23 protein-coding genes are annotated in these 22,999 nt (G+C 71.4%); 17 read left to right on the top strand and 6 right to left on the bottom strand.

Annotation, left to right across the window (positions count from 1 at the left end; translation table 11 throughout):
* Positions 1-207: 207 nt before the first annotated feature.
* Genes AERO9AM_RS16865 through AERO9AM_RS16855 form a run of 3 tightly spaced genes read left to right on the top strand, consistent with a single transcriptional unit; the run spans position 208 to position 3,363 of the window.
* Positions 208-1,524 (top strand): ABC transporter substrate-binding protein, encoded by a 1,317-nt coding sequence (locus AERO9AM_RS16865; RefSeq protein ID WP_236602659.1) that lies wholly within the window; start codon positions 208-210, stop codon positions 1,522-1,524.
* Between the two features lies 1 nt (position 1,525).
* Positions 1,526-2,470 carry a carbohydrate ABC transporter permease gene (locus AERO9AM_RS16860; RefSeq protein WP_236602658.1) on the top strand — a complete coding sequence of 315 codons (945 nt, stop codon included), beginning with the start codon at positions 1,526-1,528 and terminating at the stop codon, positions 2,468-2,470.
* Complete coding sequence (locus AERO9AM_RS16855) at positions 2,467-3,363, top strand: carbohydrate ABC transporter permease (protein ID WP_201298671.1); 897 nt, start codon at positions 2,467-2,469, stop codon at positions 3,361-3,363. The genes AERO9AM_RS16860 and AERO9AM_RS16855 overlap by 4 nt, the downstream gene beginning before the upstream one ends.
* A 12-nt stretch (positions 3,364-3,375) precedes the next feature.
* On the opposite strand, the gene AERO9AM_RS16850 is transcribed toward AERO9AM_RS16855, so the two are convergent.
* A complete protein-coding gene (locus AERO9AM_RS16850) occupies positions 3,376-4,032 on the bottom strand; it encodes a GntR family transcriptional regulator (protein WP_159577195.1) in 657 nt (218 codons plus the stop codon).
* Positions 4,033-4,156: 124 nt separating this feature from the next.
* On the opposite strand from AERO9AM_RS16850, the gene AERO9AM_RS16845 reads away from it, so the two are divergent.
* The 9 genes from AERO9AM_RS16845 to AERO9AM_RS16805 all read left to right on the top strand — a co-directional run bounded on the left by AERO9AM_RS16845 (position 4,157) and on the right by AERO9AM_RS16805 (position 14,455).
* Positions 4,157-6,274, top strand: coding sequence for a beta-galactosidase (locus AERO9AM_RS16845; protein ID WP_159577194.1), 2,118 nt, complete (start codon positions 4,157-4,159; stop codon positions 6,272-6,274).
* Positions 6,271-7,698 carry an aminomethyl-transferring glycine dehydrogenase subunit GcvPA gene (gene gcvPA / locus AERO9AM_RS16840; protein ID WP_159577193.1) on the top strand — a complete coding sequence of 476 codons (1,428 nt, stop codon included), beginning with the start codon at positions 6,271-6,273 and terminating at the stop codon, positions 7,696-7,698. The genes AERO9AM_RS16845 and gcvPA overlap by 4 nt, the downstream gene beginning before the upstream one ends.
* Positions 7,695-9,335 carry an aminomethyl-transferring glycine dehydrogenase subunit GcvPB gene (gene gcvPB / locus AERO9AM_RS16835; RefSeq protein WP_201298670.1) on the top strand — a complete coding sequence of 547 codons (1,641 nt, stop codon included), beginning with the start codon at positions 7,695-7,697 and terminating at the stop codon, positions 9,333-9,335. The genes gcvPA and gcvPB overlap by 4 nt, the downstream gene beginning before the upstream one ends.
* A 4-nt stretch (positions 9,336-9,339) precedes the next feature.
* A complete protein-coding gene (locus AERO9AM_RS16830; protein WP_159577191.1) occupies positions 9,340-10,473 on the top strand; it encodes an ATP-NAD kinase family protein in 1,134 nt (377 codons plus the stop codon).
* 149 nt (positions 10,474-10,622) lie between these two features.
* The gene (locus AERO9AM_RS16825; protein ID WP_159577190.1) at positions 10,623-11,381 is read left to right on the top strand and encodes an SDR family NAD(P)-dependent oxidoreductase; all 759 of its coding nucleotides are present in this window, start codon (positions 10,623-10,625) and stop codon (positions 11,379-11,381) included.
* A 72-nt stretch (positions 11,382-11,453) separates the two neighbouring features.
* Positions 11,454-11,795: an ArsR/SmtB family transcription factor gene (locus AERO9AM_RS16820; protein ID WP_159577189.1), complete on the top strand. Its 342-nt coding sequence runs from the start codon at positions 11,454-11,456 to the stop codon at positions 11,793-11,795.
* Positions 11,788-12,189, top strand: coding sequence for an SRPBCC family protein (locus AERO9AM_RS16815; RefSeq protein WP_159577188.1), 402 nt, complete (start codon positions 11,788-11,790; stop codon positions 12,187-12,189). The genes AERO9AM_RS16820 and AERO9AM_RS16815 overlap by 8 nt, the downstream gene beginning before the upstream one ends.
* 173 nt (positions 12,190-12,362) lie before the next feature.
* Positions 12,363-13,919 carry an SDR family NAD(P)-dependent oxidoreductase gene (locus AERO9AM_RS16810; RefSeq protein ID WP_236602657.1) on the top strand — a complete coding sequence of 519 codons (1,557 nt, stop codon included), beginning with the start codon at positions 12,363-12,365 and terminating at the stop codon, positions 13,917-13,919.
* Positions 13,920-14,026: 107 nt separating this feature from the next.
* Positions 14,027-14,455, top strand: a complete 429-nt coding sequence (locus tag AERO9AM_RS16805; protein WP_159577187.1) for a DUF1761 domain-containing protein — start codon at positions 14,027-14,029, stop codon at positions 14,453-14,455.
* 64 nt (positions 14,456-14,519) lie between these two features.
* Here the strand turns inward: AERO9AM_RS16805 and AERO9AM_RS16800 are convergent, their stop codons facing one another.
* The 4 genes from AERO9AM_RS16800 to AERO9AM_RS16785 all read right to left on the bottom strand — a co-directional run bounded on the left by AERO9AM_RS16800 (position 14,520) and on the right by AERO9AM_RS16785 (position 16,901).
* Positions 14,520-15,107 carry a dihydrofolate reductase family protein gene (locus tag AERO9AM_RS16800; protein ID WP_159577186.1) on the bottom strand — a complete coding sequence of 196 codons (588 nt, stop codon included), beginning with the start codon at positions 15,105-15,107 and terminating at the stop codon, positions 14,520-14,522.
* Positions 15,108-15,334: 227 nt separating this feature from the next.
* The gene (purQ, locus tag AERO9AM_RS16795) at positions 15,335-16,042 is read right to left on the bottom strand and encodes a phosphoribosylformylglycinamidine synthase subunit PurQ (protein ID WP_159577185.1); all 708 of its coding nucleotides are present in this window, start codon (positions 16,040-16,042) and stop codon (positions 15,335-15,337) included.
* A complete protein-coding gene (gene purS, locus AERO9AM_RS16790) occupies positions 16,039-16,287 on the bottom strand; it encodes a phosphoribosylformylglycinamidine synthase subunit PurS (protein ID WP_159577184.1) in 249 nt (82 codons plus the stop codon). Before purS ends, purQ begins: the two co-directional genes overlap by 4 nt.
* A 38-nt stretch (positions 16,288-16,325) precedes the next feature.
* Positions 16,326-16,901: a DUF2306 domain-containing protein gene (locus AERO9AM_RS16785; RefSeq protein ID WP_159577183.1), complete on the bottom strand. Its 576-nt coding sequence runs from the start codon at positions 16,899-16,901 to the stop codon at positions 16,326-16,328.
* Positions 16,902-16,990: 89 nt separating this feature from the next.
* Between AERO9AM_RS16785 and AERO9AM_RS16780 the strand changes: the two genes are divergently transcribed.
* Positions 16,991-17,641 carry a MerR family transcriptional regulator gene (locus tag AERO9AM_RS16780; RefSeq protein ID WP_159577182.1) on the top strand — a complete coding sequence of 217 codons (651 nt, stop codon included), beginning with the start codon at positions 16,991-16,993 and terminating at the stop codon, positions 17,639-17,641.
* A gap of 26 nt (positions 17,642-17,667) precedes the next feature.
* Here AERO9AM_RS16780 and AERO9AM_RS16775 read toward each other — a convergent pair whose 3' ends face one another.
* Positions 17,668-18,189, bottom strand: a complete 522-nt coding sequence (locus AERO9AM_RS16775) for an adenine phosphoribosyltransferase (protein WP_236602656.1) — start codon at positions 18,187-18,189, stop codon at positions 17,668-17,670.
* A gap of 129 nt (positions 18,190-18,318) precedes the next feature.
* Between AERO9AM_RS16775 and AERO9AM_RS16770 the strand changes: the two genes are divergently transcribed.
* The 4 genes from AERO9AM_RS16770 to AERO9AM_RS16755 all read left to right on the top strand — a co-directional run bounded on the left by AERO9AM_RS16770 (position 18,319) and on the right by AERO9AM_RS16755 (position 22,970).
* Positions 18,319-19,779, top strand: coding sequence for a glycoside hydrolase family 1 protein (locus AERO9AM_RS16770; protein WP_201298669.1), 1,461 nt, complete (start codon positions 18,319-18,321; stop codon positions 19,777-19,779).
* 4 nt (positions 19,780-19,783) lie between these two features.
* On the top strand, positions 19,784-20,827 hold the full coding sequence (locus AERO9AM_RS16765; protein ID WP_159577180.1) for a LacI family DNA-binding transcriptional regulator: 1,044 nt from the start codon (positions 19,784-19,786) through the stop codon (positions 20,825-20,827).
* Positions 20,828-21,012: 185 nt separating this feature from the next.
* Positions 21,013-22,347, top strand: a complete 1,335-nt coding sequence (locus AERO9AM_RS16760; protein WP_159577179.1) for a sensor histidine kinase — start codon at positions 21,013-21,015, stop codon at positions 22,345-22,347.
* On the top strand, positions 22,344-22,970 hold the full coding sequence (locus AERO9AM_RS16755) for a response regulator (RefSeq protein WP_159577178.1): 627 nt from the start codon (positions 22,344-22,346) through the stop codon (positions 22,968-22,970). Before AERO9AM_RS16760 ends, AERO9AM_RS16755 begins: the two co-directional genes overlap by 4 nt.
* Positions 22,971-22,999 lie beyond the last annotated feature (29 nt).

Raw genomic sequence — 22,999 nt, 5'->3', positions numbered from 1 at the left:
AGCTCGGCGTCGAAGCCCCTCGCGACGTCGAGGCCCCCTCGCATGCGCGCAGCGGCGAGGGGGCCTCGACGGGCTGAGGGGGCTTCGATGTGTGCAGTCTGTGCCGCGCGCGGCAGGTCCAAGAGGGCCAGCTGCCCTCGCGGACGGCCTGGTGTTTGCGTAACCACGCGTGTACTGTATGCAATATCCAATTCTGACAAGGAGGTCATGATGAAGCGACGCGGCATGCTCGCGCTGGCGATCGGGGCGACGGCGGCCGTCGCGCTGTCCGGATGCGCGTTCGGAGGAGGAGCGCCCTCGAGCGAGAAGCCCCTCGCCTCGGATGCGAAGGCGACGGGCACGATCACCGTCTGGTCGTGGGACGTCGCGGCCACCGCGCTCAAGCGGCTCGGCGCCGACTACGAGAAGGCGCACAAGGGCACCACGATCAAGGTCGTCGACATCGGCTACGACAACGCCTACGACAAGATCTCGGTCGGCCTGCAGGCCGGCACCGGCCTGCCCGACCTCATCACCCTCGAGACCGACCACGATCAGAGCTACCTCACGCAGTTCCCCAAGGGCTTCGCGGACCTCTCGCCCGTGCTCGGCGACAAGAAGGCCGACTTCGATCCGTTCAAGTGGTCAACGGGATCCGACAAGGACGGCAAGCTGCGCATGGCGCCCTGGGACTCCGGCACCGTCGGCCTCTACTACCGCACCGACTACTTCCAGGCCGCGGGCGTGGATCCGTCGGCCGTCAAGACGTGGGACGAGCTCGTCGCCGCGGGCGAGAAGATCAAGGCCGCCACGGGGCACACCCTGCTCACGGCCGACCTTTCGGCGGGCGGCTCCCTGGCGATGTACCTGCAGCAGCAGGGCCAGGGCTACTTCGACGACGAGGGCCGGATCACAGTGAACTCGCCCGCCGCGGTGCGCGCGCTCACCCTGCTGCAGACGATGCAGCAGAAGGGCCTCATCACCAATGCCAAGGGCTGGGACGCGAGCGTCACCAGCGCCAAGGACGGCGACTCCGCCGTCACCCCGGAGGCCGTCTGGTGGATCGGGACCCTCGAGGGCGAGGCGCCCGAGCTCAGCGGCAAGTACGCGGTGCGCGATCTGCCGGTCTTCGACGACGCCAGCGCCCCGACGTCGAACAACGGAGGATCCGGACTCGCGATCCCGACGCAGGCGAAGAACCCGCAGCTCGCGGCCGACTTCCTGACCTACGTGCTCGCGAACACCGAGAACCAGTCGAGCATGATGCAGAAGGAGGGCCTGTTCCCGGCCTACCTGCCGGCGCTGAAGTCCGGCTTTTTCGAGCAGCCGAGCGACTACTTCGGCGGGCAGAAGGTGTTCCAGACCTTCGCCGGGCTGACCCCGAAGATCCCCTCCATCTCCTTCACGTCCGACCAGTCCGTCGCGAGCGACGCGGTGGCCAACGCGGTGGGCGCCGCGGTGCTGAACGGCGAGGACCCGAAGAAGGCTCTCGACGATGCGGCGGCGCAGATCGCGAACTCGACCGGCCGCAAGATCGCAGGCTGAGATGACGGTCGCCACGATGCGGCGGCCCGCGCGCGAGGGGGATCGGGACGGGATCCGTCGCGATCCCCCTCGGCGGGAACGGCGCTTCGCCGCGCGCATGCAGCGCCCCGGGATGTGGTTCGCCCTGCCCGCGGCCGCGCTGCTCACGCTGTTCTTCGCCTATCCGCTCGCGGTGTCGCTACTGCAGAGCCTGTTCCGCACCTCGGGAGGGGTCAGCGCGTTCGTGGGCGTCGAGCAGTACGCGCGCATGCTCCGGGATCCGCTCGTGCTGAAGAGCCTGGGCAACGCGCTGCTGATCCTCATCGTGCAGGTGCCGCTGATGATGGCGCTCGCCGTCGGCCTCGCCTATCTGCTGAACCAGGCCTGGCTGCGCTTCCGCGCAGGATTCCGGCTGCTCACGTTCCTGCCTGCCATCACCACGCTGGTGGCCTACTCGGTCGTGTTCCGCGTCATCATGACCACCGACGGGGGCATGCTGAATCAGGCCCTCGCGCTGTTCGGCGCGGCGCCGATCGACTGGCTCAACAACGAGTGGTGGGCGCGGGTCGCCGTGATCGCCTCGATCACCTGGCGCTGGACGGGCTACAACATGGTCATCATCCTCGCCGGGCTCCAGTCGATCCCGGCCGAGCTCTACGAGGCCGCACGCATCGACGGCGCAGGGCGGTGGCAGACCTTCCGGCACATCGTGGTCCCCCAGCTGCGCCCCGTGCTCGTCTTCACCAGTGTCACCTCGACCATCGGCGCCCTGCAGCTGTTCGACGAGAACTACATCCTCACCGGGGGCGGCCCCAACAACGCGACGCTGACTCCGGTGCTCTACCTGTACAAAGTCGGCTTCCAGCAGTTCGACTTCGGCTACGCGAGCGCGATCGCCTGGATGCTCGTCGTCCTCACCGGGATCATCGCGCTGATCCAGTTCCGCATCATGAGGGAGAAGCCGTGACCACGCAGCTGATCACCACCGGCCGGCCGCGCCGCAGCGGTCAACCGTCGACGCACGGCGGACAGCCGCTGCTGCGCCGGATCGCTCTGCGTGCCCCCGTCTACCTCGCCCTGATCCTGGCCAGTGCGCTCGCGCTCATCCCGTTCCTGTGGATGGTCATCGCCTCGACGCATCGGACGAGCGACCTGTTCGTCACGCCGCTGCCGATACTCCCGGGCGGCGAGTTCTGGCAGAACCTGGGCCGGCTGCAGGAGAGCGTCGGGTTCGGGCAGGTCATGCTCAACAGCGTGCTCGTCGCCGTGATCTACACCGTGTTCAGCTCGATCGTGAGCATCATGTGCGGATACGGCCTGGCCACGTACCGGTTCCGCGGGCGCGGGGTGCTGCTGGGGGTCATCCTGGTCACGATGATGATCCCGATGCAGGTGCTGCTCGTGCCGCTGTTCCAGATGATGGCGAGTGCCGGCTGGATCGACAGCTACCAGGCGCTCATCGTGCCGTTCCTGGCGAACGCGTTCGGCATCTTCCTGATGCGGCAGGGATTCCTCGACTTCCCTCGGACGCTGATCGAGGCGGCGCGCATCGACGGGGCGGGCGAGCTGCGCACGTTCTACCGGATCGTGCTGCCGGTCGCCCGCCCGCAGATCGCGGCGCTCGTGATCTACACGTTCATCAGCCAGTGGAACTCGTTCATCTGGCCGCTGCTCATGCTCAACTCCGAGGACCGGTACACGGTGCCGGTCGCGCTGAACACGATGATCGGGCTCAGCCGCGTGGACTACTCGGGGCTCATGCTCGGATCCCTGCTGGCGACCCTGCCGCTGTTCGTGCTGTTCCTGGTGTTCCAGAAGCAGTTCGTCGCGGGCCTGCTCGGCGGCGCCGTCAAGGGCTGAGGGGTGTCCGGGTCAGGCGGAGAAGTAGGCGCTCGAGGAGTTGTCGAGGATCCGCCGCATGCCCTGCATCCAGTTGACCTTGAGGGCGGCGACGGCCGCGGGCACGTCACCGGAGGCGAGGGCGTGCGCGATCGCGGCGTGCTCGGCGGCGACGCGGTCGATCTTCACGTCCTCAGCGACGAGGAGGGCCTCGTAGCGGTGGAACGCCCCGCGCACGCTCTCGATCACGTCCAGGAGGCGGCGGTTGGGGCAGGCCGACAGCATGACCGCGTGCCACTCATCGTCCTTGGTCATCACGAGCGCGTGCTCGACGTGCTCGTCGGTGAACTCCTCGGCGAGCTGGACCAGGCGGACGCCGACGCGCTTCAGCTCGTCGACGGGGCTGAGCTCGAGCGCGAGACTCTCCAGCGTCGCCATCACGGGCGCGAGATCCTCGAACTCGCCGGCGCTGAGCGGGACGAAGCGGAAGCCCTTGCCGTTCTCGCTCGTGATCTGCCCCTCGGACTCCAGGGCGATCAGGGCTTCGCGCAGGGGCGTGCGGCTGACGCCGAGCTCGGCGGCCAGCTGCACCTCGTTGATGCCTTCGCCAGGCTGCACCTGGCCGGTGCGCATGCGGCTGAGCAGCTCCTCGCGCACCTGGGAACGCAGGTTCTTGCGTTCGATCGCCATTCGTTCTTCCCCTTCGGCCGGTGCGGTCAGCCTACGGCTTGACCAGATCTCTCATTCGTCTTACGCTTCCTGTATACAGAATACATTGAACAGCGCAGGTGTACAGACTCAGAGAGGAACCTCCGTGGCGCAGCTTCCCGACGGCGAGCGGATCCGCGAGGTCCGCATCGACGCCCTGGCATACGGCGGCGACTACAACCCGGACCAGTGGTCCGAGGACGTCTGGCGCGAGGACATCCGGCTCATGCTCGAGGCGGGCGTGAACATGGTCAGCCTGCCGATCTTCAGCTGGCCGCAGCTCGAGCCCGAGCCGGGCGTCTACGACTGGGGCTGGCTGGACCGGATCCTGGATCTGCTGCACGAGGCCGGGATCCGCATCGACCTCGCCACGGCCACCGCGACCCCGCCGTCGTGGCTGCTGCGCGCGCACCCCGAGATGGCTCCGTGGGACTCCGACGGGCACCGGCTCGAGTTCGGCTCCCGCCAGACCTACTGCCCGTCGTCGCCGGTGTGGCGCGAGAACGTGGCGCGGATGACCCGCGCCATCGCGGAGCGTTACGGCGACCACCCGGGGCTGGCGATGTGGCACATCTCGAACGAGTACGGCGACCACGTCTCGCGGTGCTGGTGCCCCGAGTCCGCCCGGCACTTCCGACGCTGGCTGCAGGCGCGCTACGGCGACCTCGACGGCCTGAACGAGGCCTGGGGCGTGAACGTGTGGGGCCAGCGCTACACCGCCTGGGAGCACATCGAGACGCCGAAGAAGGCGCCCGGGCCGGTCAACCCCACGAAGCTGCTCGACTTCGAGCGGTTCTCCTCCGACGCGATGCTCGAGCTGTTCCAGGTGGAGATCGACGTGCTGCGCGAGGTCACCCCCGACATCGCGGTGACCACGAACTTCATGAGCATGTTCCGCGACCTCGACTACTGGCGCTTCGCCGAGCGCGAGGACGTCGTCACCGACGATGCCTACCCGGATCCCATGGATCCGACGTCGCACATCGGCGCGGCGCTCAACTACGGTCTGATGCGCTCGCTCAAGGCCGGCCAGCCGTGGCTGCTGCTGGAGTCGTCGGCGAGCGCGACGAGCTGGCGCGACATCAACGTGCCCAAGGCTCCGGGCAAGATCCGCGTGGAGAGCCTGCAGGCCGTGGCGCACGGATCCGACGCGGTCATGTTCTTCCAGTGGCGCCAGGCCAAGTACGGCCAGGAGAAGTTCCACTCCTCGATGCTCGGCCACCGCGGCGAGCGCTCCCGCTCGTTCCAGGAGACGAAGGCGCTCGGCAACGAGCTGCGCCTGCTCGAGCCGGTGCGCGGAACCCGGGTGCGCTCCCGCGTCGCCCTCGTCGTGGACTGGGACTCCTGGTGGGGATCCAGCGCGAGCGAGTCGCTGCCGTCGCAGCGGCTGCAGTGGGCGGAGCAGGCCCGCGCCTGGCACCGCGCGCTCTACACGCTCGGCCACCCCGTCGACACGGTGCGGGCGGGCGGCGCTGACGCCGGCACCCCGTTCGACGGCTACGACGTGGTCGTGGCGCCGAACCTGTACATTCTGGAGCGGGCGCAGGCCGACGCCCTGCGCGCGTTCGTGGAGCGCGGCGGCACCCTGGTGGTCGGGCCGTTCTCGGGCGTCGTCGACGCGACCGAGAAGGTGCACGACGGCGGCGCTCCCGGACCGCTGCGCGACCTGCTCGGGGTCGAGGTGGACGAGCAGTGGCCGATCGCCGACGGCCGCACCGAATTGCTGGCCTACAGCGGCGACGTGCTCGAGGTGCCGAGCTGGAGCGAGTGGCTCGACGCCGACGCGGACGTCGAGGTGCGCGGCACGTACGCCTCGGGCGAGCTGGCCGGTCTCCCGGCGGTCACACGTCGCGCGGACGGATCCGGATCCGCCTGGTACGTCAGCGCGATGCTGACGCCTGAGGGCCTCGTCGCGGTGTTCCGCGACGTGCTGCGCATCGCCGGACTCCCGGCTCGCGACGAGGTGTCGGTGGACGCCGAGGCCGTGACCCGCAGCGACAGCACCACCGACTACACGTTCCTGCTGAACCACGCGACCGAACCCGTCACCTTCCACCTGCCGCAGCCCGGGCACGACCTGCTCACCGGCTCGGAGACCACCGGATCCCTCACGCTCGGACGCCATGGCGTGGCGGTGATCGCAGCGCCCCGCGCCGACACGATCCCGTTCGTCACCCTCTCGCTTCCCGAACCCCTGACCATCCCGCCGAAGGAGCAAGCATGACGCAGACGTTCGTGCACCCCTACATCCCGAACACGGCACCCGAGACCCGCGCGGCGATGCTCGCCGAGACGGGCGCCGCATCGATCGACGAGTTCTACGCCGACGTCCCGGAGGATCTGCGGCTGCGCACGCCGCTGGATCTGCCCGAGCCGCTCGTCGCCGAGCAGGACCTCGCGCGCCACGTGCGCGGGCTGCTCGCGAGGAACCGCTCCACTCAGGAGCGGCTGAGCTTCCTCGGCGCCGGCACCTACAACCACTACGTGCCGGCCGTCGTCGACGAGGTCATCGGCCGCAGCGAGTTCCTCACCGCCTATGCCGGCGAGCCCTACGAGGATCACGGCCGGTTCCAGGCGCTGTTCCAGTACCAGTCGATGATGGCCGAGCTGCTCGAGATGGACGTCGTCAACGTCCCCGTCTACGACGGCTACCAGGCCACCGCCACGGGGCTCACGATGTCGGGCCGCCTGACCGGCCGGAAGCGGATCCTGGTCGCCAGCGACGTGCTGCCGGCGAAGCTGTCGAAGGTGCGCGACTACGTCCGCGCTCACGTCGAGCTCGAGATCGTCCCGACGGTGGACGGCAGCGCCGACGTCGAAGCCGTCCGCGCTGCGCTGGGCGATGACGTCGCCGCGGTGTGGATCGAGACCCCCAGCGCGACGGGGGTGGTCGAGGCGGCCCTGCGCGAGATCGCCGATGCCGCGCACGCCGCGGGAGCGGTGGTCGTCGTGGGCACCGACCCGATCGGCTACGGCGTGCTGGCGACCCCGGCGTCGCAGGGCGCCGACATCGTCACAGGCGACATCCAGTCGCTCGGCGTCCACCAGTGGTACGGCGGTGGTCACGGTGGCTTCATCGCCGTGCACGACGAGCCCCGGTTCGTGATGCAGATGCCGTCGCGCCTGTTCGGCCTCGCCTCCACCGACGTCGAGGGGGAGTACGGCTTCGGCGACGTCGCGTACGACCGCACCTCCTTCGCGCACCGCGAAGAGGGCAAGGAATGGGTCGGCACCGCCGCCGCTCTCTGGGGCATCGCCGCGGGCGTCTACCTCGCGCTGATGGGCCCTGCCGGCATGGCCGACCTCGGCGAACTTCTGCTGGCTCGCACCCGCTACGCCCAGCAGAGGCTCGCCGCTATCGACGGGGTCCGGCTCACCGACTCCGCGCTGCACCTGCGCGAGTTCGCCGTCGAGCTCCCGGTGCCTGCCGCCGACGTCGTCGCGGCGCTGCGTGCCCAGGGCATCGAGCCAGGCGTCGTGACCGGCGAGCGCACCCTGCTCGTGTGCGTCACCGAGGCCACCGGCCAGTCCGATATCGACCGTCTGGCCGCCGCGCTGGCCGCGGTCGTCGCTCCCTCCCCGATCCCTGCAGAGGAGCAGAACCGATGCGATGCACTGAGCGACAACTGCAAGGAGGAGACGAAGTGAGCCTTCCCGTCGCGCCCAAGCCCGCGCTGCGCCGCTTCCACCAGGCACGGTGGGACGAGCCGGTGATCTTCGAGCTGTCCACCCCGGGCGAGCGCGGGGTGCTGGTCACCCCGGTCGAGCCCGGCGTGCGCTCCGCCGTCGGCGACGTCGTCGGATCGCTTCCGGCGTCGCTGCGTCGCCGCACGGCGCCGAAGCTGCCCGAGATGGGCCAGATGCGCGTGCTCAAGCACTACCTGCGCCTGAGTCAGGAGAACCTCGGCGCCGACTTCAACGTCGACATCGGACAGGGCACCTGCACCATGAAGTACTCGCCCAAGATCAACGACCAGCTCATCGGCGTGCCGCAGCTCACCGAGATGCACCCGCATCAGGATCCGGCCGACGCGCAGGGCGTGCTCGAGATCATGTGGCGCCTGGAGCGGATGATCGCCGAGATCAGCGGCATGGACGAGGTCTCCCTGCACACGCAGGGCGGATCCGCCGCGATCTGGTCGAACATCGCGATGATCCGCGCGTACCACGAGGCGAACGGCGAGGGGGAGCAGCGCCGCGAGGTCATCACGACGATCTTCAGCCACCCGTCCAACGCCGCGGCGGCGAAGGCTGCGGGCTACGAGGTCGTCACGATCTTCCCGGATGCCGAGGGCTATCCGGACCTCGCCGCGATGAAGGCCGCGCTCTCCGAGCGGACGGCGGCCATCATGGTCACCAACCCCGAAGACACCGGCATCTACAACCCGGCCATCCGGGAGTGGGTCGACGCCGCGCACGCGGTGGGCGCGCTCGCCTCTTACGACCAGGCCAACGCGAACGGGATCCTCGGGATCACCCGGGCGCGCGACGCCGGCTTCGATGTGTGCCATTTCAACCTGCACAAGACGTTCTCCACTCCGCACGCGTGCGGCGGCCCCGGTGCGGGCGCCAACGCCGTCAGTGCGGCCCTCGCGCCGTTCCTGCCGGGCCCCCGGATCGTGCGGGAGGACGATGGATCCTTCGCCATCGCGGAGGCGGGGGAGAAGTCGATCGGGTCGGTCGCGCCGTTCCACGGCGTGATCCCCAACCTCGTCCGCGCGTACTCGTGGATCATGGCGCTGGGAGCCGACGGCCTGCTCGCCGCGGCCGAGATCGCCGTGCTCAACAACAACTACCTGCTCAAGAAGGTCACCGACATCCCCGGTGCATCGGCACCGTACGCGACGGGTCGCCGCCGCATCGAGCAGGTGCGCTACTCCTGGGAGGAGCTGTTCCAGGAGACCGGCATCAGCTCGGAGGAGATCGGGATCCGCCTGAGCGACTTCGGCATGCACTACTGGACGAGCCACCACCCGTATGTGGTGCCGCAGCCGTTCACGCTCGAGCCGACGGAGTCGTACTCGAAGGCGGAGATCGACGAGTACGTCGCCGCCCTCGCCGAGGTCGCCCGGGAGGCGCGGGAGAAGCCCGAGGTGGTGCGCACCGCGCCGCACAACCAGACCGTGCACCACACCCACCACGACGACCTGGACGACCCTGAGCGCTGGGCGATCACGTGGCGCGCCTACCGCCGCAAGTACTTCGGCGAGCAGCCGGCCGGCGCCGTGGCGAGCGGCCTGCCCGGCTCGACCGAGGCCGCACCGCTGGGCGTGTGGGAGCACTGATCCCGTGATCGGACTGGTCGTCAACCCTGTCGCCGGAGTCGGCGGGCCCGCGGGCCTCGCCGGCTCCGACGGGGAGGCCGTGCAGGCCAGGGCGGCGGAGCACGGCTCCCTGCCCCGCGCGCACGAGCGCGCGGGGCAGGCGCTGGCGGTCCTCGCCCGTTCGCGTCCCGGAACGCGGATCCTCACCGCGGCCGGGGCGATGGGCGCCACGGCCGTGGCCGAGGCAGGGCTCGACCCGGTGGTGGTGTTCGCGCCGTCGGCGGGGAGCACCACGCCCGATGACACCGCCGCCGCGGTCGCCGGCGTGGCCGCGGCCGGGGCGACGCTTGTGCTCGTGGTCGGGGGCGACGGCACTCTCCGGGATGCGGTGCGGGGGCTCGGCGACGGGCCGGCGCCGGCCGTGCTCGGGATCCCCGCCGGCGTCAAGATGTACTCACCGGTCTTCGCGGTCTCCCCGGTGGCCGCCGGGGCGATCGCGGCGGACTGGCTCGGGCCGGATCCGGTGCCCACCGCCGAGCGCGAGGTGCTCGACATCGACGAGGCGGCCCTCCGCCGCGCCCGCGTGGAGCCCGTGCTCTACGGCACCCTGCGCGTGCCGCAGCGCCTGGGCCGCACCCAGGCGCGCAAGGCGCCCACTCCGGTCACCGAGCAGGACGCGGTCGCGGCCGCCGCCCGGGGAGCCGTGCGCGCGATGCGCCCCGGCGTGCGGTACCTGCTCGGCCCCGGCGGCACAACGGCACGCATCGCGGCGGAGCTCGGCGTCGCCAAGACGGCGCTCGGCGTCGACGTCGTGCTGGACGGACAGGTCATCGCCCCGGGCGCCGACGAGCAGCGCCTGCTCGCAGAGGCCGCCGCGGGGCCGGCGAAGGCTGTGGTCACGGTGATCGGTGGTCAGGGCTTCCTGCTCGGCCGGGGCAACCAGCAGCTGTCGGCGCGCGTGATCAGCGCGCTCGGGCCGGATCCCCTGCTCGTCGTCGCCCCTGAGCAGAAGCTCATCGATCTCGGCGGCCGCCCGCTGCTGGTCGACACCGGCGATGGGGAGGTCGACGCCTCCCTCGCCGGACACATCCGCGTCATCACCGGCGCCGCAGCCACGGCGTTCTACGCTGTCGCCGCCCCCGAAGTCCTCGTCCCCTGACCCATCCCGGTCCCTGAGCCCGTCGAAGGGACCCGTACCCCAAGCCCCGATCCCTGAGCCTGTCGAAGGGACGCGCACCAACCCGATCCCTGAGCCTGTCGAAGGGATCCTGACCGCCCCCGCACCATCCGCCCGGAAGGAAACCCATCATGCGCCTGCAGAACAAGAACGCCATCGTCACCGGAGGCGCCGGCGGCATCGGCCGCGCCACGTCCCTCGCCTTCGCCGCGGAAGGCGCTTCGGTCGCCGTCGTCGACCTGAACGCCGACGCCGCCGAAGCCGTGGCCGAGGAGATCCGCGCCGCGGGCGGCACGGCGATCGCGATCGGCGCCGACGTGTCGAGCGAAGCCGACATCGAGCGGGTCGTCTCGGCGGCCGTCGACGCGTTCGGCGGCATCGACGTCGTCTTCAACAACGCCGGCATCATCCGGCGCACGACGGCCGTCGAGACCACGGTCGAGGAGTGGGACCGCGTGTTCGGCGTGAACGTGCGTGCGATCTTCCTGATGTGCAAGCACGTCGTGCCGATCATGGCTGCGAACGGCGGCGGGTCCATCGTCAACACCGGATCCGGCTGGGGCCTCAAGGGCGGCGGCCAGGCGATCTCGTACTGCGCCTCGAAGGGGGCCGTGGTGAACATGACCCGCGCGCTCGCGATCGATCACGGCCCGCAGGGGATCCGCGTCAACTCCGTCAACCCGGGCGATGTGAACACGGGCATGCTGCGCGACGAGGCCCGCCAGCTCGGTCAGGACCAGGCCGGCTTCCTCGCCGAGGCCGCCGAGCGTCCGCTCAACCGCATGGGCGAGCCCGAGGAGATCGCCGCGGCGGTCGTCTGGCTCGCGAGCGACGAATCGTCGTACGTGACCGGATCCGCCCTCGTCGTGGACGGCGGCGGCATCGCCTGAGTCTGTGAGCGCCGGCGCGCCGCTCCCGAAGCGCTGTAGATATGTCGGAGATTTCCGACGTATCATGGATCCGTGCTCGATGTGTTCTCCGTCCTCGCGAACCCGATCCGCCGGGAGATCCTGGACGTGCTGCGGTCGGGCCCGCAGACGGTGAACGAGCTCGCCGCGCGTTTCGAGATCGGCCGCCCCGCCGTCTCGGAGCACCTCCAGGTGCTGCGTGCGGCGGGTCTCGTCCGTGACGAGCCCAGAGGGCGGTCGCGGATCTACCGCCTGGAGGCGGCTGGACTCGCAGAGGCCGCCGACTGGTTCCACCCCTTCGAACGCTACTGGCGCGGTCGCCTGCGCGGCCTGCGCGAGACGCTCGACGAGCTGCACGCGGCGACACCCGACCCTGACGAAGAGACCCATGACTGACATTCGCTTGATCGAGTGCGACGAGTTCCTGCCCTACCCGGCCGAGACCGTGTGGGAGGCGATCACGACCCCGGAGTTCGTGGCGAAGTGGTGGGCCGAGGGCGACATCCGCCCCGCGGTGGGGCACGCGTTCACTCTCGACATGGGGCCGTGGGGGAAGCAGCGCTGCACCGTGCTCGAGGCCGACGAGCCGCGGCTGCTGCGGTACACGTTCAGCGAGGGCGGGCTCGACTCGACGCTCACGTTCCGGCTGGTGCCCGAGGGCACCGGCACCCGGCTGCTCTTCGCACACGACGGCCTCGACCTCGACGATCCGCGCGGTCGGCAGGCGTTCGAGGGCATGGGCCGGGGCTGGCCCGGCGTGATCCGCCGCATCGCGGCTGTCGTCGCCTGAGCACGGCGGGCCTGAGCGCGGCGGCGGCCTGGGTCGCTCTTCTCGCACCCAGGCCCCCTCGGGCCGCCGAGACCCCCTCGGGCTCGCGCCGTTGCGCGGGGGTCTGGACGGCGGAGGGGGGCGACGACGAGGGGCCGGGCCGGCGTTCAGCGCGCTCGCGTAAAATCGTGACAATGACCGACGCCCCCTCCGACGCTCCGTCGTCCCCGAGCGATCGCAGCGCCAGCACGGACGACGACGTCGTCGGATCCGGCATCGATCCCGCCGATCTCGCGACCACCCTGCGGGTGCTCGCCGAGTTGCACCACCTCGACCAGCAGCACCCCGACTTCATCGCCGTGCGCCGGGCGACCTCGGCCATGTTCAAGGCCGCCAAGCGCGTGCGCCGCCGTGAGATCCGCGATGCGATCGCCGAGGCGGATCGCGCCGTGATCGCGGCGACCGCGACCGGCGCCCCCGACCGCATCGACGACGAGACGCGCGGCCTCGACCTCGCCAGCAGCGTGGTGGACGCCCCGACGGCGGGCGAGCTGCTCAAGCCCCGCAACTGCTACATCTGCAAGCAGCCGTACACGACGGTGGACGCGTTCTACCACCAGCTCTGCCCCGACTGCGCCCGGTTCAGCCACGGCAAGCGCAACGCCCGCACCGACCTCACCGGCAAGCGGGCGCTGCTCACCGGCGGCCGCGCGAAGATCGGCATGCACATCGCGCTGCGCCTGCTCCGCGATGGCGCGCACACCACGATCACCACGCGCTTCCCGCGCGACGCGGTGCGCCGGTTCGCGGCCCTGCCCGACGCCGCCGACTGGCTGCACCGCCTGCGCGTGGTCGGCATCGACCTGCGCGACCCCGCCCAGGTGATCGCCCTGGCCGACTCGGTCGCCGCCCAGGGGCCGCTCGACATCCTCATCAACAACGCCGCGCAGACCGTGCGCCGCTCGCCCGGCGCGTACTCGCTGCTCGTCGACGCCGAGCTGCAGCCGCTGCCGAACGGGCCGCTGCCCGAGATGGAGACCTTCGGGCACACCGCGGATCCGCACCCCGAGGCGCTGCAGGCCTCGGTCGACGCGCACCCGCTGCTGTCGATTGCCTCGCTCGGCGGCACGATCGCCGAGCAAGGCGGCCAGGCGCTCACCGCCGACGAGCTCGCCCGGCTCGCGATGGCTCCCGGATCCTCGTCGCTCGCCAAGCACGCCGACGGCACCGCGATCGATGCCGGCGGGCTCGTGCCCGACGTGAACCGCGTGAACAGCTGGGTGCAGAGCGTCGACCAGGTGGATCCGCTGGAGATGCTCGAGGTGCAGCTCTGCAACACCACCGCGCCCTTCCTGCTGATCAGCCGGCTGCGGCCCGCGATGGCGGCCTCGCCGGCGCGGCGCAAGCACATCGTGAACGTGTCCGCGATGGAGGGCCAGTTCTCCCGCCGGTACAAGGGCCCGGGCCACCCGCACACGAACATGGCGAAGGCCGCGCTGAACATGCTCACCCGCACCAGCGCCGGGGAGATGCTGGAGACCGACGGGATCCTGATGACCGCGGTCGACACCGGCTGGATCACCGACGAGCGCCCGCACTACACGAAGGTGCGCCTGGCCGAGGAGGGCTTCCACGCCCCGCTCGACCTCGTCGACGGCGCCGCCCGAGTGTACGACCCGATCGTGCGCGGCGAGGCCGGGGAGGACATCCACGGCGTGTTCCTGAAGGACTACCAGCCCAGCCCGTGGTGACCGCTCACCGTGGTGACGTCGCGCTTCCCTCGCGGCGTCGGGTCGCAGCGGTACTCTGAGCGCACCGGTGCGCCGTGCGCGTCCGGCACCGACGCGAGGAGGCTGTGATGGTTCCCGAGATCAATTACTGGGCCGTGCTGCTGGCGACCGCCTCGAGCATGGTCGTCGGATCCATCTGGTACGCCCGTGGTGTGCTCGGCACCCGCTGGGCGCGGTTGGCCGGCGTGGACCTCGACCACCCCAAGGGCAACCCCGTGCTGGCCATCATCGCGACGGTGATCGTGAGCTTCCTCACGGCGTGGGTGCTCGCCGGGGCCACGGTGATCGCCTGGCACTTCTACGGCGGATCCTTCTTCGTCTCGGCGCTGGTCACGGCGATCACCCTGTGGATGGGCTTCACGGCGGCGCGGTTCATCACGCACGACGCGTTCGAAGGGCGCCCCAGCTCCCTGACCGTGCTGAACATCGCGCATGAGCTCGTCACCGCGATCGTGATGGCCGCCATCATCGGCGTCTGGCCGCCCGCCCTCGGCTGACCGCCGGTCGCCGCGTGCACCCGCGCCACCCGCGTGCACCCGCGCGCCCCGCTCGTCGCGCCGGTCAGTGCCGCACGGCGTAGCGGTGCAGGGTGACGCCCTCGTCGTACGCCGCCTGCTCGAGCAGGTCGACCACCACGGGCGGACGGGTCTCGCCGGGTCGCGGATCGTCGAACAGCGGCCTACCGGATCCCAGGATCGCCGGATGCGTGAACAGCAGCAGCTCGTCGAGCAGGCCGGCATCCAGCAGCGCCGTGGCGATCGTCGCCCCGCCGACGCCGATGTCGCCCTCGGTCTCGGCCCGCACCTCGGCGAGCCGGGGGAGTGCGTCGTCGCCGATCACGCGGGTGTTGTACGGCGCCTCCGTGCGGGTGCGCGAGATGAGGATCTTGGGCTTGTCGGTCCAGATCGCGCCGTACTCCTGCATGTACGCGGGCAGCGAGGCGTCGTCCCGCGCCGCAGGCCAGAAGTCCTCCATGATCTCGAACACGCGCCGGCCCTGCACCATGAGCGCGAGGTCGCTCGCACGCCGGTTGAATTCGCGGTGCAGCGGCTCGCCGATCCGCATCCAGTCGCCGCCGCCGTCCTCACCGGGCACGGCCTCGATCCGCAGATCCAGCGACACGTTCATCCAGTACACGAACCGGCCCATGGGATCCTCCTCGCCGCGGCGTCCGATTCGACGGTAGACCGGGGCGGGGTGCGGTGCAACGGATCCGGAGCAGCGTCTCAGGACGCGACGTTTGCAGGATCGCGTCACGCCTGCACGACGGAATCGCGGATCCGGACGTGCGGGTGTCGCGGGATCCTGCATCCGTCGCGGCGAGGCGGGCGAAGCGCGGCGAGGCGGCGGGGTCACCCGCGCGGGCGCCGGAGGGATTACGCGGCGACGCGGGCGACCGCGGCGATCGCGCTCGTGAAGAACGGCAGGCCGTCGACCCCGCTGCGCATCGCGGCGGATGTGTCGGGGCCGAAGCCGGGCTCGGTGGCGTGCTCGGGGTGCGGCATCAGGCCGACGACGTTGCCCGCGGGGTTGGTGAGGCCGGCGATGTCGCGGAGGGATCCGTTCGGGTTCACCCCGGCGTAGCGAAAGGCGACCAGGCCCTCGCCCTCGATGCGGTCGAGCGTCTCGTCGGACGCGATGTAGCCGCCCTCGGCATTCTTCAGCGGGATGATGATCTCCTGGCCGCGCGTGAACTCGTTCGTCCAGGCGGTGTCGGCGTTCTCGACCGTGAGCTTCTGGTCGCGGCGCACGAAGTGCTGGTGGTCGTTGCGGATCAGGCCGCCGGGCAGCAGGTGCGCCTCGACGAGCATCTGGAAGCCGTTGCAGATCCCGAGGATCGGCATGCCCTTGGCGGCGGCGTCCTTGACCTCGGTCATGATCGGCGAGAGCGCTGCGATCGCACCCGAGCGCAGGTAGTCGCCGTAGCTGAAGCCGCCGGGCAGGATCACGGCGTCGACGCCCTCGAGGTCGTGCGAGCCGTGCCAGAGCGCGACGGGCTCGGCGCCGGCGATGCGCACGGCGCGCTGCGCATCCCGGTCGTCGAGGGATCCGGGGAAGGTGATGACCCCGATACGGACGGTCATTCCGCGACCTCGACGCCCACGACGTTCTCGATCACGGAGTTGGAGAGCACCTCTTCGGCGACCCGGCGGGCCTCGGCGAGCACGTCGTCGGTGACCTCGCCGTCGACGGTGAGCTCGAAGCGCTTGCCGATGCGGACGTCGCTGAACGCGGTCACGCCGGTGCGGGCGAACGCTCCCGAGACGGCCTTCCCCTGCGGGTCGAGCAGTTCGGACTTGGGCATGACGTCGACGACGATGGTGGGCATGAACGGCTCCGGGAGTCGCGGGCGGGGGCACGCTCAGTCTATCGTGCGGTCGCGTGGCCTCCGGCCGCGGCCGGAGTCTCCGTCACGCGGTCCGCGGCGAGGCCGTCGGCCCCGCCCGTGGCGACGGCGGGCCTCGCGGACTCTGCCGGCCGGGGGCGCAGCGGCGCACGCAGGATGAGCGCCACCACCAGCGTCGCGCCGAGCACGACGCCCGCGACGATCGCCCACAGCAGCGCAGGGTCCTCGACGGCGAGAGTGGGGATCCGCCGCCCCGGGACGAACGCCGCGAACGCCCCTGCCGTCACCGTGCCGGCCCAGGATCCGATCATCATGCCGCGGTGCAGCGGCACGTTGCGCCGGCGGATGGCGATGATCCCGATCGTGGTCGTGGTGAACGTGAAGATCGCCAGCGCGTGGAACAGCGTGAACCCGCCGATCGTGTAGATGAACATGCCGGACACGCACACGAAGTACATCATGAGCGCGAACGTGCGCCCCAGGATCCTGTGCCGCACGTCCTTGCGACGGCGAAGGAAGTTGACCGGGCCGAGCAGGATCACGAAGCTCGCCGCCACAGCGTGGATGCTGATGAGGGAGATCTGCAGGATGTCCATGCGCACACGGTAGGTTCGCGGGCACGCGACCGCATCCTGGATAGCGGATGCGGGATCCAGGATCCAATCGTCCACGGCAGGGAGGCAGCATGAAGCTCGCGGAGCTCGCGCAGCGCACGGGCGCCTCGAAGGCCGCGATCAAGTACTGGATCCGCGAGGGCGTGCTGCCGCCGGGTCGTCTGCGCAATCAGACCACGGCTGTGTACGACGAGCGGCACGTCGAACGCGTGGCGCTGATCCAGACCATGCGCACGGAGTTCGACGCGTCGATCGAGCGGGTCCGCGCGCTCACCGCCCTGATCGATGCGCCCGGCACGCCGGTGGTCGACGTGATGCAGGCCTGCCAGCTCATCGCGACCGGCCTGGCCGCAGACGAGGAGCCGCCGACGTGGTTCGCGCAGCAGGTGGACGAGCTCATCCGGCGTGCGGGCTGGCCGCAGGTCGACAGCGTCGCCGCGCGGGCGCTGGCTGCGGCGCTCGCGGCCTCGGCCCGCGGCGGCTTCGTCTACGAGCTGGATCAGCTCGCCGAGTATGCGCGAGGACTGGCGCCGCTGGCGGACGGCGACATCGACAGCATCCGGCCCGACGCGACCCTCGACGTGATGGCGCGGAACCTCCTCATCGGCGCCGCGACCCAGAACCGCATGTTCGCGGCGCTCAACCAGCTCGCGCACACCTCGGCGGCCGTGCGCCGCATGTCCGGCGAGGGCGCCGGTGCGCCAGGCGCCGGAGGGGTGTGAGCGATCGGGGTGCCGGACGGCTCCGCTCAGCTGCGGAACACGGTGTGCACGTCGCCGACCACGTCGCGTCCGCCGAGACCGTCGATCTCGAAGAGCACCGAGATCCCCGCGACCGTGTAGCCGAGCTGCTCCACGATGCGCCGGCCGGCGGCGAGGGTGCCGCCGGTGGCGAGCACGTCGTCGATGAGCAGGATCCGGGATCCGGCGGGCAGATCCTCGTGCATCTCGATCGTCGCGGTGCCGTACTCCAGCGCGTAGTCGACCGCAGCGGCGGGGAGCGGCAGCTTGCCGGCCTTGCGGATCGGCACGAACCCGGATCCCGCCTCGATCGCGGCGGCCCCGGCGAGGATGAATCCGCGTGCTTCGATGCCCGCGACCACGTCGAACGCGCCGCGGAACGGGGCGACGAGCGCCTCGGTCGTCGCCTGCAGCGCCTCGCGGTCGGCCAGCAGAGGCGTGATGTCGCGGAACAGGATGCCCGGCTGAGGGTAGTCGGGCACGGAGCGGATGAGCGATTCGGCGCGGACGAGCGCGGGCGAGGAGGTCACCGGACCAGGGTACGCGTCATCCGCGCGCCCGGCTGTTGACAGCTGTGGGAGCGCTCCCATAGCCTGTCCGGGATGCGCGGACCCCCGTCCGATGCGCCGCGCCGCCACCGCGAAGGAGCAACCACCCGCATGAGCACCGTGGATGAGTCCGCCCGCCGGTTCCCCGACGGCTTCCTGTTCGGCGCGGCCACAGCCGCCTACCAGATCGAGGGCGCCGCCTTCGAGGACGGCCGCACCGCCTCGATCTGGGACGCGTTCGCGCGCGTGCCGGGCGCGGTGCAGAACGGCGACACCGGCGATGTGGCCTGCGACCACTACCACCGTTATCCCGACGATGTGCGGCTGATGCGCGAGCTCGGCCTTCAGGTGTACCGCTTCTCCACCTCCTGGGCCCGGGTGCGGCCCGACGGCGGCGCGGTGAATCCGGCGGGCCTGGCGTTCTACGACCGTCTCGTCGACGAGCTGCTCGCGAAGGACGCGGACGGCCATGGGATCGTGCCCTGGCTGACGCTGTACCACTGGGACCTCCCCCAGGCGCTCGAGGAGAAGGGCGGGTGGACGTCTCGCGACACCGTGGACCGGTTCGTCGAGTACGCGCTCAGCGTGCATGACGTGCTCGGCGACCGGGTGAAGCACTGGACCACGCTGAACGAGCCGTGGTGCTCCTCGTTCCTGTCGTACACGGCGGGCGTGCACGCGCCAGGGCGGGTCAGCATCGAGGACGGCATGCTCGCCGCGCACCACCTGCTGCTCGCGCACGGCCGCACGGTCCAGGCGCTGCGCGAGCGGGATCCCCAGCTGGACCTGGGCATCACGCTCAACCTCACGGTCGCGGATCCGGCCGATCCGCGCGACCCCGCGGACGCCGATGCGGCGCGGCGCATCGACGGCCAGTTCAACCGCTGGTTCCTGGATCCGCTGCTGCGCGGCGCCTACCCGGCCGACGTCGTCGCGGACATCCGCGAAGTGGATCCGGTGGCCGTGCGGCGCTGGGCCGCGGCGATCCACGACGGCGACCACGACACGATCGCCACGCCCCTGGACTGCCTGGGCGTCAACTACTACCACGGCGAGCTGCTCTCCGGCACGCCCCAGCCGGGCAGTGAGGGCACCCCGCACGACGGCGGCGGCGACGGGGTGACCGTACGGCGCACGCGCTCGCCGTTCCCCGCTGCCGACGACGTGCACTGGGTCGAGCGCGGGCTGCCCCGCACCGGCATGGACTGGGAGGTGCAGCCCGAGGGGCTCACCCGTCTGCTGCGCCGCCTCGGCGCCGAGTACGCGCCGGGTCTGCCGCTCTACGTCACCGAGAACGGCGCGGCCTACGACGATGTGGTCGAGGACGGACAGGTGCACGACGCCGAGCGCGCCATGTTCCTGCGCGAGCACATCGCGGCCGTGTACGACGCGATCGACGAGGGCGTGGACGTGCGCGGGTACTTCGCGTGGTCGCTGCTCGACAACTACGAGTGGGCCTGGGGCTACGACAAGCGGTTCGGGATCGTGCGGGTGGACTACGGCACCCAGCAGCGCACGGTGAAGGACTCCGGCCGGGAGTACGCGCGGATCATCGCCGCACGGGCGGTCTGAGCTCATGGCCGGGACGACGGATCCGGATCCGCTCCGCGCACCCCGCGCGACGATCGAGGAGGTCGCCACCGCCGCGGGGGTGTCCCGGTCGACCGTGTCCCGCGTGGTGAACGGATCGACCGCGGTGAGCCCCGAGGCGCTCGCCGCCGTGCAGGACGCCATCGCGCGCCTCGGCTATGTGCCCAATCGGGCGGCGCGCTCGCTCGCGCTGCGGCAGACGCACGCGATCGCGCTGGTGGTGCCGGAGGACACCCGGCGCTTCTTCGGGGATCCCTATTTCGGCGCCGTCGTCGCGGGCATCGGCGACCGGATCGCGCGCTCCGACTACATCCTCAACCTCCTCATCGCGAGCGACGACCCCGGCGGGCGGATGACCGGCTTCGTGCGCAACGGCGGAGTGGACGGCGCGATCATCCTGTCGCACCACAACAGCGACGCGTTCGTGGACCGCATCGTCGAGGCCGTTCCCGTCGTGTTCGGCGGGCGGCGCGCCAACGGCCGGGACGACGACTGGTTCGTGGACGTGGACAACGTGGCCGGCGCCCGGCAGGGCGTCGCGCACCTGGTCGCCACCGGGCGGCGCCGGATCGCGACGGTGACCGGGCCGCTGTCGATGGCGGGGGCGGTGGACCGCCTCGCCGGGTTCCGGGACGGGCTCGCCGCGGCGGGCCTCGCCCCGTTCGCCGAGCTCGCCGGCGACTACTCCGAGGCGAGCGGCGCGCGTGCGGCCCAGGAGCTGCTGGCCCGCGCGGCAGAGCCGGGCGGCGTGCTGCCCGATGCGGTCTTCGCGGCGAGCGACCTCATGGCCCGCGGCGTGCTGCGCACCCTCCGTGGCGCGGGCGTGCGGGTGCCCGAGGACGTCGCGATCGTCGGCTTCGACGACTCCACGGTGGCGCTGTCGACCGACCCGGCGCTCACGACGGTCCGACAGCCCATGCATGCGCAGGGAGAGGCGCTCGCCGGCGTGCTCATCGACCGGCTCACCGGATCCGCTCCGCCACGGCGCACGATCCTCGGCACCGAGCTGGTGGTGCGCGGCTCCGCCTGACGGGTGACGGTTCTTAGGAGGAATTCGGTGCCAGGCGTGCGGGTCCGCCGTGCGGCCGTGAACACGCGCAGATCGTCCTGAGAACGGTCAGCCTCCCGAGCGGGATCCTCGCCGCGCATCCGGCGGCGCGGATCCTGGCCGATCGGATGATGCGGGTCCGGATCCGGGCTGCCTAGGCTGAGGCCATGGACGAGGCGGGGCAGGGCGCGAGCGACGGCGCACGCGGCATCCTCGCCCCGGTGCGCTTCGGGCGGGCGCTGCAGGTCGTGCTCATCGCCCTCATCGTGGTCAGCGCCATCCGGTACCTCCTGCGCCACGGCGAGGGGGAGAACGCGATCGCCGTGATGGCGGGCGCCGCGGTGCTGGTCGGGGCCGCCGTGCTGCAGGGCGTGGTGCCGCGCCGCGGTGCGTGGCCCGCGGTGTGGACCCTCGTGGTGTGCGCGCTCTGGGCCGTGCTCACCCTGATCGCTCCGTCGTTCGCGTGGTGCGCCGTGCCCCTCGCCTTCGGCGTGCTGCAGATCCTGCCGTTCTGGCCGGCGACGGCGGTGATCGCCACGATGACGGCGGTCGTGATCGCCGCCGAGCTGCGGCTCGCGGCGCTGTTCGACCCGACGCTCGTCGCGGGACCGATCGGCATCGCGTTCGCCACGATCGTCGCCTACCGTGCCCTCGACCGCGAGGCCCGCGCCCGGCAGCAGCTCGTGGACGAGCTCACGGCGACGCAGGCGGACCTGTCTGCGGCGCAGCACCGCGCCGGGGCGCTCGCCGAGAGGGCCCGCCTGTCCCGCGAGATCCACGACTCCGTCGGTCAGGACCTGTCCAGTATCAACCTCCTGCTGCAGGCGTCGGAGCAGGGCTGGGAGCGTCGCCCCGACGTGGCCCGTGCCCAGGTGCGCTCCGCCGCCGGCACGGCGCGTTCGGCCCTGGAAGAGGTGCGCCGGGTGGTGCGCGACCTCGCGCCGGGTGAGCTCGAGGGCGCCGCCGGATCCCTGCCCGCCGCGCTCGCGCGCGTGGTCGAGGAGGCCTCCGGCCGCGGTGTGGACGTGCAGTTCGCCAGCCACGGAACGGCCACCGAGGTGCCGTTGCCGGTGGCGTCGGCGATCATCCGCACCGTGCGCGGCGCGCTCGCGAACGTGACCGAGCACGCCCGCGCAACGCGGGCGGTGGTGAGCCTCACGGCGCAACCGGACGAGCTGCGCCTGGACATCCGCGACGACGGCGTCGGCTTCGACGCCCGGCCCGCGGCGATGAGGGCCCGCGCGGCGCAGCGGCGTGCATCCGGCCGCGGTCAGGGGATCCGCGGCATGGCCGAGCGCATCGCGCAGCTCGGCGGCGAGCTGCAGGTGGAGAGCGCGCCGGGAGAGGGCACGACGGTGACGCTGGTGTTCCCGAGGAGCGCCGACGGCGCGGACGGATCCCGCATGGAGGACGGATCCGGCGTCGCCGAAGGTGCCCCGGTGGAAGGTCGATCCCGCACGGAGGACGGATCCGGTGCGGATCCGCAGAAGGAGACCCGATGACCCTGCGGATCGTGCTGGTGGACGACCACCCGGTGGTGCGCGCGGGCCTGCGCGCCCTGCTCGAATCCTCCGACGACCTCGTCGTGGTGGGCGAGGCGTCCAGCGCCGCCGATGCTGTCCGGGCGGTCGAGGCGGAGCGGCCGGACGTGGTGCTGATGGACCTGAGCCTCGGCGACGGGGAGGGCGGGATCGCCGCGACGGGACGCATCCGGACGCTGCCGGATCCCCCCGCCGTGCTCGTGCTGACCACCTACGACAGCGAGTCCGACATCCTGCGTGCGCTCGACGCCGGCGCCGCCGGGTACCTGCTCAAGGACTCCCCGCCGGATCAGCTGTTCGCGGGGATCCACGCGGTGCACCGCGGCGAGCCCGCGCTCGCGCCCTCGGTCGCGGCGGTGCTGATCCGCCGCGCCTCCTCTCCCGAGCCGCGCATGACGGAGCGCGAGGTCGAGGTGCTCGAACTGCTCGCCGACGGGCTCGGCAACCGCGAGCTGGCGAAGGCGCTCTTCGTCTCCGAGGCGACCGTGAAGTCGCACCTCTCGCACATCTACGGCAAGCTCGGCGTCGACACCCGGGCGGGCGCGGTGGCGGCGGCCATCGAGCAGCGGATCATCCGGCGCTGAGCCGTCCTCGCGCCTCGGTTGTGCCTCGC

The sequence above is a fragment of the Microbacterium sp. 8M genome (genome assembly GCF_902506375.1).
GTDB lineage: Bacteria > Actinomycetota > Actinomycetes > Actinomycetales > Microbacteriaceae > Microbacterium.
This window is presented reverse-complemented; position numbering and strand designations above follow the sequence as displayed.

Excerpts from the sequence above, each read along its gene's own strand:
- AERO9AM_RS16865 (WP_236602659.1), top strand. The coding sequence starts at position 208 with ATGATGAAGCGACGCGGCATGCTCGCGCTGGCGATCGGGGCGACGGCG.
- AERO9AM_RS16860 (WP_236602658.1), top strand. The coding sequence starts at position 1,526 with ATGACGGTCGCCACGATGCGGCGGCCCGCGCGCGAGGGGGATCGGGAC.
- AERO9AM_RS16850 (WP_159577195.1), bottom strand. The coding sequence starts at position 4,032 with ATGGCGATCGAACGCAAGAACCTGCGTTCCCAGGTGCGCGAGGAGCTG.
- gcvPA (WP_159577193.1), top strand. The coding sequence starts at position 6,271 with ATGACGCAGACGTTCGTGCACCCCTACATCCCGAACACGGCACCCGAG.
- AERO9AM_RS16825 (WP_159577190.1), top strand. The coding sequence starts at position 10,623 with ATGCGCCTGCAGAACAAGAACGCCATCGTCACCGGAGGCGCCGGCGGC.
- AERO9AM_RS16815 (WP_159577188.1), top strand. The coding sequence starts at position 11,788 with ATGACTGACATTCGCTTGATCGAGTGCGACGAGTTCCTGCCCTACCCG.
- AERO9AM_RS16810 (WP_236602657.1), top strand. The coding sequence starts at position 12,363 with ATGACCGACGCCCCCTCCGACGCTCCGTCGTCCCCGAGCGATCGCAGC.
- AERO9AM_RS16805 (WP_159577187.1), top strand. The coding sequence starts at position 14,027 with ATGGTTCCCGAGATCAATTACTGGGCCGTGCTGCTGGCGACCGCCTCG.
- AERO9AM_RS16800 (WP_159577186.1), bottom strand. The coding sequence starts at position 15,107 with ATGGGCCGGTTCGTGTACTGGATGAACGTGTCGCTGGATCTGCGGATC.
- purQ (WP_159577185.1), bottom strand. The coding sequence starts at position 16,042 with ATGACCGTCCGTATCGGGGTCATCACCTTCCCCGGATCCCTCGACGAC.
- purS (WP_159577184.1), bottom strand. The coding sequence starts at position 16,287 with ATGCCCACCATCGTCGTCGACGTCATGCCCAAGTCCGAACTGCTCGAC.
- AERO9AM_RS16785 (WP_159577183.1), bottom strand. The coding sequence starts at position 16,901 with ATGGACATCCTGCAGATCTCCCTCATCAGCATCCACGCTGTGGCGGCG.
- AERO9AM_RS16780 (WP_159577182.1), top strand. The coding sequence starts at position 16,991 with ATGAAGCTCGCGGAGCTCGCGCAGCGCACGGGCGCCTCGAAGGCCGCG.
- AERO9AM_RS16770 (WP_201298669.1), top strand. The coding sequence starts at position 18,319 with ATGAGCACCGTGGATGAGTCCGCCCGCCGGTTCCCCGACGGCTTCCTG.
- AERO9AM_RS16765 (WP_159577180.1), top strand. The coding sequence starts at position 19,784 with ATGGCCGGGACGACGGATCCGGATCCGCTCCGCGCACCCCGCGCGACG.
- AERO9AM_RS16760 (WP_159577179.1), top strand. The coding sequence starts at position 21,013 with ATGGACGAGGCGGGGCAGGGCGCGAGCGACGGCGCACGCGGCATCCTC.
- AERO9AM_RS16755 (WP_159577178.1), top strand. The coding sequence starts at position 22,344 with ATGACCCTGCGGATCGTGCTGGTGGACGACCACCCGGTGGTGCGCGCG.